Genomic DNA, 17571 nt, shown 5'->3' on the forward strand with positions numbered 1-17571 from the left:
GTGTCTAAATATTATAATCGTCATTCTGTTTATTTTAAGAATGGTGTTTTTAGTGAGATTAAGTTAGATTATCAAGGTCTATTTTTTAATAATAATTTTAAGTAACCCTATTTTAGTAAGGCATGGGAAAAATTTACAATCAGAACATCGTGACAAAAAAGTGGTCAAAAATGGTTAGTTTATTGCTAATTATTTTTGCGTTTTCATTTACAACTCAACAAGCATATAGCCAAAACATTGCTATTGTTGCTAATGAAGTTTCTTCTGCGGCCTCGCCTGCATCAGAAACAAATAATGGAACGAATGTAGAAGGTAATGTAATTACTTACGAAGTTACTATTATGAATACAGGAACTATTGATTTAAATTCTGTAGTTACTAAGTTAAATGGTACTGATATTACTTCAACACCAACTTCATATGGAGATGGCGATGCTATTTTAAATGTCGGTGAAACATGGGTATATACAACTACTTATACAATAACGGCTGCAGATATAACCAATACTTATTTTGATAATGTATTTACATCTAAAGCTGATGAAACTGTTTCTGTAGCTACTTTTGAAACTTATGACGCTTCTGCTACCATGCCTATAACAGATAGCAATAAAATTCATGAAGATGATTTTGCTACAGCAACAATAAAAGTACTACCTATGTTAACTATAGGTAGTTTGTTAGTTACAGAGGGTACAGATGCAAACGCAGTTTTACCTGTTAGTATTTCTCACCCAAGTAATGAACCGGTTATTGTAGATGTGATAATAGGAATCCCATCAGATACAGCACAATATGGATCTGCACCTGCTGCCGGAGGTACGGCAGATTATTCTGAGACAATTATACAGGTTACTATTGCAGCAAATGCAACAAGTACTATTGTTACTATACCAATATTAAATGATAATGTTGGAGAGTCAACAGAATCTTTTACAGTTAATGGTACTTCTTCAAGTACTTGTCCGGCAACACCTGCAACTGTAACTATATTAGATGAAGATACTCCAGTTGTAATATTAGATGATGTAACGGTAACAGAAGGAACAGATACGTTTGCAACTATTCCAGTAAGTATTAGTAATCCAAGCGATGAGATTGTTGTTGTGGAGATTACACAAACAACAGGTACGGCTGGAACAGCTGATTATACTGTAACAACAATAGAGGTAACTTTCAATCCTGGTGAAACTTCAACTACGGTTGATATTGAAATTGAAGATGATCTTTTATTAGAAAACACGGAAACATTTAATGTAAATGGAACAGTTACAAGTGGAAACGCAACTAACGCAACACCTTCTATTGTAACAATATTAGATAATGACATTAATGCTATTGTTATAGGTAGTGTAATTGTTACTGAAGGAACTGATGCAGTAGCAACTGTGCCGGTAAGTATTACTAACCCTAGTGTTTTTCCAACAATAATTTCTCTTACTTATGATAATGGAAGTACGGAAGGAGCAGCAGATTATGTTGCAACAACAGTAACCGTTACTATACCAGCTGGTCAAACTACAACTAATGTTAATATTCAAATTGTAGATGATTCTACACATGAACCAACGGAAACTTTTACCTTGAGTGGAACAAGTCCAACCGCAACAAGTGGAGCTCCAGGATCGGTAACAATCAATGATGATGATGCAGTGCCAACGTTAACAATCGGAAACGATACAGTAACAGAAGGCGATGCAATATCTATCCCAGTAACCTTAAGTAATCCAAGTAGTGAAAATACAGTTGTAACAATTACTTATGACAACGGAACGACTCAAGGAGCATCAGATTATGTAGCTACTACAGTAAGTGTAACAATCAATGCTGGAGATACTCAAGTATTGATTCCAATCAGTACACAAGAAGATACAACGAATGAGCCAACAGAGAGTTTTACAATTAACGGATCTGTAACAAGTGGAAACACATCAAACACTACAGCTTCAGGAATAGGAACGATCAATGATGATGATGCAGTACCAACGATTGAATTAGGCGATGTAACGGTAACAGAAGGAACTGACCCAACGGCAGAAATTCCAGTAACGTTAAGCAATCCAAGTAGTGAGCCAGTAGATGTAACGGTAACGTTGACAGCAGGAACAGCAGGCGAAGAAGATTATGTAGAGACAGTATTAACAGTAACAATTTCAGCAGGTGATACGCAAGGCGTAGTAAACTTAGGAATTGTAGATGATAATATAGATGAAGCAACTGAAAGCTTAACCGCAGTAGGAACGGCAGACAATGCAACGACATCAAGTCCAGCAACAGTAACGATCTTAGACGATCCAACGGATACACCAACGATTGAATTAGGCGATGTAACGGTAACAGAAGGAACTGACCCAACGGCAGAAATTCCAGTAACGTTAAGCAACCCAAGTGATGAAGATGTAGAAGTAACGGTAACGTTGACAGCAGGAACAGCAGGCGAAGAAGATTATGTAGAGACAGTATTAACAGTAACAATTTCAGCAGGTGATACGCAAGGCGTAGTAAACTTAGGAATTGTAGATGATAATATAGATGAAGCAACTGAAAGCTTAACCGCAGTAGGAACGGCAGACAATGCAACGACATCAAGTCCAGCAACAGTAACAATTTTAGACGATCCAACAGATACACCAACGATTGAATTAGGCGATGTAACGGTAACAGAAGGAACTGACCCAACGGCAGAAATTCCAGTAACGTTAAGCAACCCAAGTGATGAAGATGTAGATGTAACGGTAACGTTGACAGCAGGAACAGCAGGCGAAGAAGATTATGTAGAGACAGTATTAACAGTAACAATTTCAGCAGGTGATACGCAAGGCGTAGTAAACTTAGGAATTGTAGATGATAATATAGATGAAGCAACTGAAAGCTTAACCGCAGTAGGAACGGCAGACAATGCAACAACATCAAGTCCAGCAACAGTAACAATTTTAGACGATCCAACGGATACACCAACGATTGAATTAGGCGATGTAACGGTAACAGAAGGAACTGACCCAACGGCAGAAATTCCAGTAACGTTAAGCAACCCAAGTGATGAAGATGTAGATGTAACGGTAACGTTGACAGCAGGAACAGCAGGCGAAGAAGATTATGTAGAGACAGTATTAACAGTAACAATTTCAGCAGGTGATACGCAAGGCGTAGTAAACTTAGGAATTGTAGATGATAATATAGATGAAGCAACTGAGAGCTTAACCGCAGTAGGAACGGCAGACAATGCAACGACATCAAGTCCAGCAACAGTAACGATCTTAGACGATCCAACGGATACACCAACGATTGAATTAGGCGATGTAACGGTAACAGAAGGAACTGACCCAACGGCAGAAATTCCAGTAACGTTAAGCAACCCAAGTGATGAAGATGTAGATGTAACGGTAACGTTGACAGCAGGAACAGCAGGCGAAGAAGATTATGTAGAGACAGTATTAACAGTAACAATTTCAGCAGGTGATACGCAAGGCGTAGTAAACTTAGGAATTGTAGATGATAATATAGATGAAGCAACTGAAAGCTTAACCGCAGTAGGAACGGCAGACAATGCAACGACATCAAGTCCAGCAACAGTAACAATTTTAGACGATCCAACAGATACACCAACGATTGAATTAGGCGATGTAACGGTAACAGAAGGAACTGACCCAACGGCAGAAATTCCAGTAACGTTAAGCAACCCAAGTGATGAAGATGTAGATGTAACGGTAACGTTGACAGCAGGAACAGCAGGCGAAGAAGATTATGTAGAGACAGTATTAACAGTAACAATTTCAGCAGGAGATACGCAAGGCGTAGTAAACTTAGGAATTGTAGATGATAATATAGATGAAGCAACTGAGAGCTTAACCGCAGTAGGAACGGCAGACAATGCAACAACATCAAGTCCAGCAACAGTAACGATCTTAGACGATCCAACAGATACACCAGTTATCGAATTAGGCGATGTAACGGTAACAGAAGGAACTGACCCAACGGCAGAAATTCCAGTAACGTTAAGCAACCCAAGTGATGAAGATGTAGATGTAACGGTAACGTTGACAGCAGGAACAGCAGGCGAAGAAGATTATGTAGAGACAGTATTAACAGTAACAATTTCAGCAGGTGATACGCAAGGCGTAGTAAACTTAGGAATTGTAGATGATAATATAGATGAAGCAACTGAGAGCTTAACCGCAGTAGGAACGGCAGACAATGCAACGACATCAAGTCCAGCAACAGTAACGATCTTAGACGATCCAACGGATACACCAGTTATCGAATTAGGCGATGTAACGGTAACAGAAGGAACTGACCCAACGGCAGAAATTCCAGTAACGTTAAGCAACCCAAGTGATGAAGATGTAGAAGTAACGGTAACGTTGACAGCAGGAACAGCAGGCGAAGAAGATTATGTAGAGACAGTATTAACAGTAACAATTTCAGCAGGTGATACGCAAGGCGTAGTAAACTTAGGAATTGTAGATGATAATATAGATGAAGCAACTGAAAGCTTAACCGCAGTAGGAACGGCAGACAATGCAACGACATCAAGTCCAGCAACAGTAACAATTTTAGACGATCCAACGGATACACCAACGATTGAATTAGGCGATGTAACGGTAACAGAAGGAACTGACCCAACGGCAGAAATTCCAGTAACGTTAAGCAACCCAAGTGATGAAGATGTAGATGTAACGGTAACGTTGACAGCAGGAACAGCAGGCGAAGAAGATTATGTAGAGACAGTATTAACAGTAACAATTTCAGCAGGTGATACGCAAGGCGTAGTAAACTTAGGAATTGTAGATGATAATATAGATGAAGCAACTGAGAGCTTAACCGCAGTAGGAACGGCAGACAATGCAACGACATCAAGTCCAGCAACAGTAACAATTTTAGACGATCCAACAGATACACCAACGATTGAATTAGGCGATGTAACGGTAACAGAAGGAACTGACCCAACGGCAGAAATTCCAGTAACGTTAAGCAACCCAAGTGATGAAGATGTAGAAGTAACGGTAACGTTGACAGCAGGAACAGCAGGCGAAGAAGATTATGTAGAGACAGTATTAACAGTAACAATTTCAGCAGGAGATACGCAAGGCGTAGTAAACTTAGGAATTGTAGATGATAATATAGATGAAGCAACTGAAAGCTTAACCGCAGTAGGAACGGCAGACAATGCAACGACATCAAGTCCAGCAACAGTAACGATCTTAGACGATCCAACGGATACACCAACGATTGAATTAGGCGATGTAACGGTAACAGAAGGAACTGACCCAACGGCAGAAATTCCAGTAACGTTAAGCAACCCAAGTGATGAAGATGTAGATGTAACGGTAACGTTGACAGCAGGAACAGCAGGCGAAGAAGATTATGTAGAGACAGTATTAACAGTAACAATTTCAGCAGGAGATACGCAAGGCGTAGTAAACTTAGGAATTGTAGATGATAATATAGATGAAGCAACTGAGAGCTTAACCGCAGTAGGAACGGCAGACAATGCAACGACATCAAGTCCAGCAACAGTAACGATCTTAGACGATCCAACGGATACACCAACGATTGAATTAGGCGATGTAACGGTAACAGAAGGAACTGACCCAACGGCAGAAATTCCAGTAACGTTAAGCAACCCAAGTGATGAAGATGTAGATGTAACGGTAACGTTGACAGCAGGAACAGCAGGCGAAGAAGATTATGTAGAGACAGTATTAACAGTAACAATTTCAGCAGGTGATACGCAAGGCGTAGTAAACTTAGGAATTGTAGATGATAATATAGATGAAGCAACTGAGAGCTTAACCGCAGTAGGAACGGCAGACAATGCAACGACATCAAGTCCAGCAACAGTAACGATCTTAGACGATCCAACGGATACACCAACGATTGAATTAGGCGATGTAACGGTAACAGAAGGAACTGACCCAACGGCAGAAATTCCAGTAACGTTAAGCAACCCAAGTGATGAAGATGTAGATGTAACGGTAACGTTGACAGCAGGAACAGCAGGCGAAGAAGATTATGTAGAGACAGTATTAACAGTAACAATTTCAGCAGGTGATACGCAAGGCGTAGTAAACTTAGGAATTGTAGATGATAATATAGATGAAGCAACTGAAAGCTTAACCGCAGTAGGAACGGCAGACAATGCAACAACATCAAGTCCAGCAACAGTAACGATCTTAGACGATCCAACGGATACACCAACGATTGAATTAGGCGATGTAACGGTAACAGAAGGAACTGACCCAACGGCAGAAATTCCAGTAACGTTAAGCAACCCAAGTGATGAAGATGTAGATGTAACGGTAACGTTGACAGCAGGAACAGCAGGCGAAGAAGATTATGTAGAGACAGTATTAACAGTAACAATTTCAGCAGGTGATACGCAAGGCGTAGTAAACTTAGGAATTGTAGATGATAATATAGATGAAGCAACTGAAAGCTTAACCGCAGTAGGAACGGCAGACAATGCAACGACATCAAGTCCAGCAACAGTAACGATCTTAGACGATCCAACGGATACACCAACGATTGAATTAGGCGATGTAACGGTAACAGAAGGAACTGACCCAACGGCAGAAATTCCAGTAACGTTAAGCAACCCAAGTGATGAAGATGTAGAAGTAACGGTAACGTTGACAGCAGGAACAGCAGGCGAAGAAGATTATGTAGAGACAGTATTAACAGTAACAATTTCAGCAGGTGATACGCAAGGCGTAGTAAACTTAGGAATTGTAGATGATAATATAGATGAAGCAACTGAAAGCTTAACCGCAGTAGGAACGGCAGACAATGCAACGACATCAAGTCCAGCAACAGTAACAATTTTAGACGATCCAACAGATACACCAACGATTGAATTAGGCGATGTAACGGTAACAGAAGGAACTGACCCAACGGCAGAAATTCCAGTAACGTTAAGCAACCCAAGTGATGAAGATGTAGATGTAACGGTAACGTTGACAGCAGGAACAGCAGGCGAAGAAGATTATGTAGAGACAGTATTAACAGTAACAATTTCAGCAGGTGATACGCAAGGCGTAGTAAACTTAGGAATTGTAGATGATAATATAGATGAAGCAACTGAAAGCTTAACCGCAGTAGGAACGGCAGACAATGCAACAACATCAAGTCCAGCAACAGTAACAATTTTAGACGATCCAACGGATACACCAACGATTGAATTAGGCGATGTAACGGTAACAGAAGGAACTGACCCAACGGCAGAAATTCCAGTAACGTTAAGCAACCCAAGTGATGAAGATGTAGATGTAACGGTAACGTTGACAGCAGGAACAGCAGGCGAAGAAGATTATGTAGAGACAGTATTAACAGTAACAATTTCAGCAGGTGATACGCAAGGCGTAGTAAACTTAGGAATTGTAGATGATAATATAGATGAAGCAACTGAGAGCTTAACCGCAGTAGGAACGGCAGACAATGCAACGACATCAAGTCCAGCAACAGTAACGATCTTAGACGATCCAACGGATACACCAACGATTGAATTAGGCGATGTAACGGTAACAGAAGGAACTGACCCAACGGCAGAAATTCCAGTAACGTTAAGCAACCCAAGTGATGAAGATGTAGATGTAACGGTAACGTTGACAGCAGGAACAGCAGGCGAAGAAGATTATGTAGAGACAGTATTAACAGTAACAATTTCAGCAGGTGATACGCAAGGCGTAGTAAACTTAGGAATTGTAGATGATAATATAGATGAAGCAACTGAAAGCTTAACCGCAGTAGGAACGGCAGACAATGCAACGACATCAAGTCCAGCAACAGTAACAATTTTAGACGATCCAACAGATACACCAACGATTGAATTAGGCGATGTAACGGTAACAGAAGGAACTGACCCAACGGCAGAAATTCCAGTAACGTTAAGCAACCCAAGTGATGAAGATGTAGATGTAACGGTAACGTTGACAGCAGGAACAGCAGGCGAAGAAGATTATGTAGAGACAGTATTAACAGTAACAATTTCAGCAGGAGATACGCAAGGCGTAGTAAACTTAGGAATTGTAGATGATAATATAGATGAAGCAACTGAGAGCTTAACCGCAGTAGGAACGGCAGACAATGCAACAACATCAAGTCCAGCAACAGTAACGATCTTAGACGATCCAACAGATACACCAGTTATCGAATTAGGCGATGTAACGGTAACAGAAGGAACTGACCCAACGGCAGAAATTCCAGTAACGTTAAGCAACCCAAGTGATGAAGATGTAGATGTAACGGTAACGTTGACAGCAGGAACAGCAGGCGAAGAAGATTATGTAGAGACAGTATTAACAGTAACAATTTCAGCAGGTGATACGCAAGGCGTAGTAAACTTAGGAATTGTAGATGATAATATAGATGAAGCAACTGAGAGCTTAACCGCAGTAGGAACGGCAGACAATGCAACGACATCAAGTCCAGCAACAGTAACGATCTTAGACGATCCAACGGATACACCAGTTATCGAATTAGGCGATGTAACGGTAACAGAAGGAACTGACCCAACGGCAGAAATTCCAGTAACGTTAAGCAACCCAAGTGATGAAGATGTAGAAGTAACGGTAACGTTGACAGCAGGAACAGCAGGCGAAGAAGATTATGTAGAGACAGTATTAACAGTAACAATTTCAGCAGGTGATACGCAAGGCGTAGTAAACTTAGGAATTGTAGATGATAATATAGATGAAGCAACTGAAAGCTTAACCGCAGTAGGAACGGCAGACAATGCAACGACATCAAGTCCAGCAACAGTAACAATTTTAGACGATCCAACGGATACACCAACGATTGAATTAGGCGATGTAACGGTAACAGAAGGAACTGACCCAACGGCAGAAATTCCAGTAACGTTAAGCAACCCAAGTGATGAAGATGTAGATGTAACGGTAACGTTGACAGCAGGAACAGCAGGCGAAGAAGATTATGTAGAGACAGTATTAACAGTAACAATTTCAGCAGGTGATACGCAAGGCGTAGTAAACTTAGGAATTGTAGATGATAATATAGATGAAGCAACTGAAAGCTTAACCGCAGTAGGAACGGCAGACAATGCAACGACATCAAGTCCAGCAACAGTAACAATTTTAGACGATCCAACAGATACACCAACGATTGAATTAGGCGATGTAACGGTAACAGAAGGAACTGACCCAACGGCAGAAATTCCAGTAACGTTAAGCAACCCAAGTGATGAAGATGTAGAAGTAACGGTAACGTTGACAGCAGGAACAGCAGGCGAAGAAGATTATGTAGAGACAGTATTAACAGTAACAATTTCAGCAGGTGATACGCAAGGCGTAGTAAACTTAGGAATTGTAGATGATAATATAGATGAAGCAACTGAAAGCTTAACCGCAGTAGGAACGGCAGACAATGCAACGACATCAAGTCCAGCAACAGTAACAATTTTAGACGATCCAACAGATACACCAGTTATCGAATTAGGCGATGTAACGGTAACAGAAGGAACTGACCCAACGGCAGAAATTCCAGTAACGTTAAGCAACCCAAGTGATGAAGATGTAGAAGTAACGGTAACGTTGACAGCAGGAACAGCAGGCGAAGAAGATTATGTAGAGACAGTATTAACAGTAACAATTTCAGCAGGTGATACGCAAGGCGTAGTAAACTTAGGAATTGTAGATGATAATATAGATGAAGCAACTGAAAGCTTAACCGCAGTAGGAACGGCAGACAATGCAACGACATCAAGTCCAGCAACAGTAACAATTTTAGACGATCCAACGGATACACCAACGATTGAATTAGGCGATGTAACGGTAACAGAAGGAACTGACCCAACGGCAGAAATTCCAGTAACGTTAAGCAACCCAAGTGATGAAGATGTAGAAGTAACGGTAACGTTGACAGCAGGAACAGCAGGCGAAGAAGATTATGTAGAGACAGTATTAACAGTAACAATTTCAGCAGGTGATACGCAAGGCGTAGTAAACTTAGGAATTGTAGATGATAATATAGATGAAGCAACTGAGAGCTTAACCGCAGTAGGAACGGCAGACAATGCAACGACATCAAGTCCAGCAACAGTAACGATCTTAGACGATCCAACGGATACACCAACGATTGAATTAGGCGATGTAACGGTAACAGAAGGAACTGACCCAACGGCAGAAATTCCAGTAACGTTAAGCAACCCAAGTGATGAAGATGTAGATGTAACGGTAACGTTGACAGCAGGAACAGCAGGCGAAGAAGATTATGTAGAGACAGTATTAACAGTAACAATTTCAGCAGGTGATACGCAAGGCGTAGTAAACTTAGGAATTGTAGATGATAATATAGATGAAGCAACTGAGAGCTTAACCGCAGTAGGAACGGCAGACAATGCAACGACATCAAGTCCAGCAACAGTAACGATCTTAGACGATCCAACGGATACACCAACGATTGAATTAGGCGATGTAACGGTAACAGAAGGAACTGACCCAACGGCAGAAATTCCAGTAACGTTAAGCAACCCAAGTGATGAAGATGTAGATGTAACGGTAACGTTGACAGCAGGAACAGCAGGCGAAGAAGATTATGTAGAGACAGTATTAACAGTAACAATTTCAGCAGGTGATACGCAAGGCGTAGTAAACTTAGGAATTGTAGATGATAATATAGATGAAGCAACTGAAAGCTTAACCGCAGTAGGAACGGCAGACAATGCAACAACATCAAGTCCAGCAACAGTAACGATCTTAGACGATCCAACGGATACACCAACGATTGAATTAGGCGATGTAACGGTAACAGAAGGAACTGACCCAACGGCAGAAATTCCAGTAACGTTAAGCAACCCAAGTGATGAAGATGTAGATGTAACGGTAACGTTGACAGCAGGAACAGCAGGCGAAGAAGATTATGTAGAGACAGTATTAACAGTAACAATTTCAGCAGGTGATACGCAAGGCGTAGTAAACTTAGGAATTGTAGATGATAATATAGATGAAGCAACTGAGAGCTTAACCGCAGTAGGAACGGCAGACAATGCAACGACATCAAGTCCAGCAACAGTAACGATCTTAGACGATCCAACGGATACACCAACGATTGAATTAGGCGATGTAACGGTAACAGAAGGAACTGACCCAACGGCAGAAATTCCAGTAACGTTAAGCAACCCAAGTGATGAAGATGTAGATGTAACGGTAACGTTGACAGCAGGAACAGCAGGCGAAGAAGATTATGTAGAGACAGTATTAACAGTAACAATTTCAGCAGGTGATACGCAAGGCGTAGTAAACTTAGGAATTGTAGATGATAATATAGATGAAGCAACTGAGAGCTTAACCGCAGTAGGAACGGCAGACAATGCAACGACATCAAGTCCAGCAACAGTAACGATCTTAGACGATCCAACGGATACACCAACGATTGAATTAGGCGATGTAACGGTAACAGAAGGAACTGACCCAACGGCAGAAATTCCAGTAACGTTAAGCAACCCAAGTGATGAAGATGTAGATGTAACGGTAACGTTGACAGCAGGAACAGCAGGCGAAGAAGATTATGTAGAGACAGTATTAACAGTAACAATTTCAGCAGGTGATACGCAAGGCGTAGTAAACTTAGGAATTGTAGATGATAATATAGATGAAGCAACTGAAAGCTTAACCGCAGTAGGAACGGCAGACAATGCAACAACATCAAGTCCAGCAACAGTAACGATCTTAGACGATCCAACGGATACACCAACGATTGAATTAGGCGATGTAACGGTAACAGAAGGAACTGACCCAACGGCAGAAATTCCAGTAACGTTAAGCAACCCAAGTGATGAAGATGTAGATGTAACGGTAACGTTGACAGCAGGAACAGCAGGCGAAGAAGATTATGTAGAGACAGTATTAACAGTAACAATTTCAGCAGGTGATACGCAAGGCGTAGTAAACTTAGGAATTGTAGATGATAATATAGATGAAGCAACTGAGAGCTTAACCGCAGTAGGAACGGCAGACAATGCAACGACATCAAGTCCAGCAACAGTAACGATCTTAGACGATCCAACGGATACACCAACGATTGAATTAGGCGATGTAACGGTAACAGAAGGAACTGACCCAACGGCAGAAATTCCAGTAACGTTAAGCAACCCAAGTGATGAAGATGTAGATGTAACGGTAACGTTGACAGCAGGAACAGCAGGCGAAGAAGATTATGTAGAGACAGTATTAACAGTAACAATTTCAGCAGGTGATACGCAAGGCGTAGTAAACTTAGGAATTGTAGATGATAATATAGATGAAGCAACTGAGAGCTTAACCGCAGTAGGAACGGCAGACAATGCAACGACATCAAGTCCAGCAACAGTAACGATCTTAGACGATCCAACAGATACACCAACGATTGAATTAGGCGATGTAACGGTAACAGAAGGAACTGACCCAACGGCAGAAATTCCAGTAACGTTAAGCAACCCAAGTGATGAAGATGTAGATGTAACGGTAACGTTGACAGCAGGAACAGCAGGCGAAGAAGATTATGTAGAGACAGTATTAACAGTAACAATTTCAGCAGGTGATACGCAAGGCGTAGTAAACTTAGGAATTGTAGATGATAATATAGATGAAGCAACTGAGAGCTTAACCGCAGTAGGAACGGCAGACAATGCAACAACATCAAGTCCAGCAACAGTAACGATCTTAGACGATCCAACGGATACACCAACGATTGAATTAGGCGATGTAACGGTAACAGAAGGAACTGACCCAACGGCAGAAATTCCAGTAACGTTAAGCAACCCAAGTGATGAAGATGTAGATGTAACGGTAACGTTGACAGCAGGAACAGCAGGCGAAGAAGATTATGTAGAGACAGTATTAACAGTAACAATTTCAGCAGGTGATACGCAAGGCGTAGTAAACTTAGGAATTGTAGATGATAATATAGATGAAGCAACTGAAAGCTTAACCGCAGTAGGAACGGCAGACAATGCAACGACATCAAGTCCAGCAACAGTAACAATTTTAGACGATCCAACAGATACACCAGTTATCGAATTAGGCGATGTAACGGTAACAGAAGGAACTGACCCAACGGCAGAAATTCCAGTAACGTTAAGCAACCCAAGTGATGAAGATGTAGAAGTAACGGTAACGTTGACAGCAGGAACAGCAGGCGAAGAAGATTATGTAGAGACAGTATTAACAGTAACAATTTCAGCAGGTGATACGCAAGGCGTAGTAAACTTAGGAATTGTAGATGATAATATAGATGAAGCAACTGAGAGCTTAACCGCAGTAGGAACGGCAGACAATGCAACAACATCAAGTCCAGCAACAGTAACAATTTTAGACGATCCAACGGATACACCAGTTATCGAATTAGGCGATGTAACGGTAACAGAAGGAACTGACCCAACGGCAGAAATTCCAGTAACGTTAAGCAACCCAAGTGATGAAGATGTAGATGTAACGGTAACGTTGACAGCAGGAACAGCAGGCGAAGAAGATTATGTAGAGACAGTATTAACAGTAACAATTTCAGCAGGTGATACGCAAGGCGTAGTAAACTTAGGAATTGTAGATGATAATATAGATGAAGCAACTGAGAGCTTAACCGCAGTAGGAACGGCAGACAATGCAACGACATCAAGTCCAGCAACAGTAACGATCTTAGACGATCCAACGGATACACCAACGATTGAATTAGGCGATGTAACGGTAACAGAAGGAACTGACCCAACGGCAGAAATTCCAGTAACGTTAAGCAACCCAAGTGATGAAGATGTAGATGTAACGGTAACGTTGACAGCAGGAACAGCAGGCGAAGAAGATTATGTAGAGACAGTATTAACAGTAACAATTTCAGCAGGTGATACGCAAGGCGTAGTAAACTTAGGAATTGTAGATGATAATATAGATGAAGCAACTGAGAGCTTAACCGCAGTAGGAACGGCAGACAATGCAACGACATCAAGTCCAGCAACAGTAACGATCTTAGACGATCCAACAGATACACCAACGATTGAATTAGGCGATGTAACGGTAACAGAAGGAACTGACCCAACGGCAGAAATTCCAGTAACGTTAAGCAACCCAAGTGATGAAGATGTAGATGTAACGGTAACGTTGACAGCAGGAACAGCAGGCGAAGAAGATTATGTAGAGACCGTATTAACAGTAACAATTTCAGCAGGTGATACGCAAGGCGTAGTAAACTTAGGAATTGTAGATGATAATATTGACGAAGCAACAGAGAGCTTAACCGCAGTAGGAACAGCAGACAATGCAACTACTTCAAGTCCAGCAACAGTAACAATTTTAGACGATCCAACAGATACACCAACGATTGAATTAGGCGATGTAACGGTAACAGAAGGAACTGACCCAACGGCAGAAATTCCAGTAACGTTAAGCAACCCAAGTGATGAAGATGTAGATGTAACGGTAACGTTGACAGCAGGAACAGCAGGCGAAGAAGATTATGTAGAGACAGTATTAACAGTAACAATTTCAGCAGGTGATACGCAAGGCGTAGTAAACTTAGGAATTGTAGATGATAATATAGATGAAGCAACTGAAAGCTTAACCGCAGTAGGAACGGCAGACAATGCAACAACATCAAGTCCAGCAACAGTAACGATCTTAGACGATCCAACAGATACACCAATGATTGAATTAGGCGATGTAACGGTAACAGAAGGAACTGACCCAACGGCAGAAATTCCAGTAACGTTAAGCAATCCAAGTAGTGAGCCAGTAGATGTAACGGTAACGTTGACAGCAGGAACAGCAGGCGAAGAAGATTATGTAGAGACAGTATTAACAGTAACAATTTCAGCAGGTGATACGCAAGGCGTAGTAAACTTAGGAATTGTAGATGATAATATTGACGAAGCAACAGAGAGCTTAACCGCAGTAGGAACAGCAGACAATGCAACTACTTCAAGTCCAGCAACAGTAACAATTTTAGACGATCCAACAGATACACCAACGATTGAATTAGGCGATGTAACGGTAACAGAAGGAACTGACCCAACGGCAGAAATTCCAGTAACGTTAAGCAACCCAAGTGATGAAGATGTAGATGTAACGGTAACGTTGACAGCAGGAACAGCAGGCGAAGAAGATTATGTAGAGACAGTATTAACAGTAACAATTTCAGCAGGTGATACGCAAGGCGTAGTAAACTTAGGAATTGTAGATGATAATATAGATGAAGCAACTGAAAGCTTAACCGCAGTAGGAACGGCAGACAATGCAACGACATCAAGTCCAGCAACAGTAACAATTTTAGACGATCCAACAGATACACCAACGATTGAATTAGGCGATGTAACGGTAACAGAAGGAACTGACCCAACGGCAGAAATTCCAGTAACGTTAAGCAACCCAAGTGATGAAGATGTAGATGTAACGGTAACGTTGACAGCAGGAACAGCAGGCGAAGAAGATTATGTAGAGACAGTATTAACAGTAACAATTTCAGCAGGTGATACGCAAGGCGTAGTAAACTTAGGAATTGTAGATGATAATATAGATGAAGCAACTGAGAGCTTAACCGCAGTAGGAACGGCAGACAATGCAACGACATCAAGTCCAGCAACAGTAACAATTTTAGACGATCCAACAGATACACCAACGATTGAATTAGGCGATGTAACGGTAACAGAAGGTGATGACGCAGTAATTCCAGTAACATTAAGCAATCCAAGTGATGAAGATGTAATAGTAGAAATTACTACATCAACAGGAACCGCGGGAACAGATGATTACAATGAAACAACAATTACAGTAGTAATTCCAGCAGGAGATACAAGTGTAGATGTTGTAATCGGAACAATTGATGATGGAACAATTGAACCTGCAGAGACTTTCACAGTAAATGGAGAAGTAACAAGTGGAAATACAAATAATGAGACAGATACTTCAGTAGTTACAATAGAAGACAATGAAACAACACCAGTTGTAACAATTGGAGATGTAATAGTAACAGAAGGATCAGACATGAGTGTTGATGCTGTAGTTCCAGTAACAATTGATGTACCAAGTAGTGTAGATACAGTTATCGAGATTACACAGACATCAGGAACAGCAGGAACAGATGATTATATTGAAACAACAATAGTTGTAACAATCCCAGCAGGAGAAACAAGTGTAGATGTAACTTTAGAAGTATTATCTGATAATATTGATGAAGCAACAGAAAGTTTCATCTTAAATGGAGTAGTAACATCAGGAACAGCAACAGAAGTAAACAATGGTTCTGTAACAATTCTTGACGATCCAACAGATGTACCAACACTTGAATTAGGCGATGTAACTGTGACAGAAGGAGAAGATCCAGTAGCAGTAATTCCGGTAACATTAAGTAATCCAAGTGATGAAGATGTTGTTGTAGAAGTAGCTGTAACATCAGGAACTGCAGGAACAGATGATTATGTTGAAACAGTAGTGTCTGTAACAATACCAGCAGGAGAGACTCAAGGAGAAGTTGTTATAACAATTATAGATGATAATATTGATGAAGCAACAGAGACGTTTACCATCAATGGAACATCAGATAATGCAAATCCAAGTGAAACAGGAATTGTAACAATCTTAGACGATCCAGCAGATGTACCAACTGTAACAATTGGAGATGTAACTGTAACTGAAGGAACAGATGCAACAGCAGATGTACCAGTAACGTTAAGTAACCCAAGTGATGAAGATGTTGTAATAACAATTACTACATCAACAGGAACAGCAGGAACAGACGATTTTGTAGAAACAACAGTAACTGTAACAATACCAGCAGGAGAAACTATGGTTGTAGTATCAGTACCAATTTTAGATGATACATTGAATGAAGAAACTGAAACATTTGTTGTAAATGGAGAAGTAACTTCAGGAAACACAGCTAATGTAGATCCTAAAGGAACAGTAACTATATTAAACAATCCTGTTGAAGTAAATTTAGAAGTTGTAAAAACTGTAGATAATCTTTCACCAATGCCAAATGGTACTACTGAAGTAATGTTTACAATTACACTTACAAACCATAGTAACTTTGATGCTACTAATGTTGTTATTAATGAAGAATTACAATCAGGATTTACATATGTATCAGATGTTGCAGAATTAGGCGATTATGACCATACAACAGGTTTATGGACTGTAGGAACAGTACCAGCTAATTCAACTGTAACGTTATTAATAACTGTTATTGTTAATGATAATGCTAGTGGAAATTTAGATTACTCTAATACTGTAGAAATTCAAAGTTCAGATCAATTAGATACTGATGTTTCTGACAATGAGTTTACTGTAACATTAACACCAATTTGTTTAACTGTTTATAATGTATTCAGTCCAAATGGAGATGGTACTAATGATTATTTCAGAATCGATTGTATTGAAAACTATCCAGGAGCTACAATAAGTATCTTTAACAGATGGGGTAATACAGTTTATACTGCAACTGATTATAAGAATGATTGGGATGGAACTTCAAATGGAAGAGCTACAATTAGTGCAGGAGAGAAGTTACCTACAGGAACATATTACTATGTAATTGACCTTAAAAATGGTAGCCCAGTAATTAAGAGCTGGTTACAAATAGTACATTAATAAATAT

Annotated in this window: 1 protein-coding gene; it reads left to right on the top strand. The window is 40.5% G+C overall.

Features of this window, described 5'->3' with window-relative positions; translation table 11 throughout:
- Positions 1-149: 149 nt before the first annotated feature.
- Positions 150-17564: a Calx-beta domain-containing protein gene (locus tag LPB136_RS13965; protein WP_162272272.1), complete on the top strand. Its 17415-nt coding sequence runs from the start codon at positions 150-152 to the stop codon at positions 17562-17564.
- Positions 17565-17571 lie beyond the last annotated feature (7 nt).

Origin of the sequence: Tenacibaculum todarodis, from assembly GCF_001889045.1 — a bacterium.
In the GTDB taxonomy this organism is placed as follows: Bacteria; Bacteroidota; Bacteroidia; order Flavobacteriales; family Flavobacteriaceae; genus Polaribacter; species Polaribacter todarodis.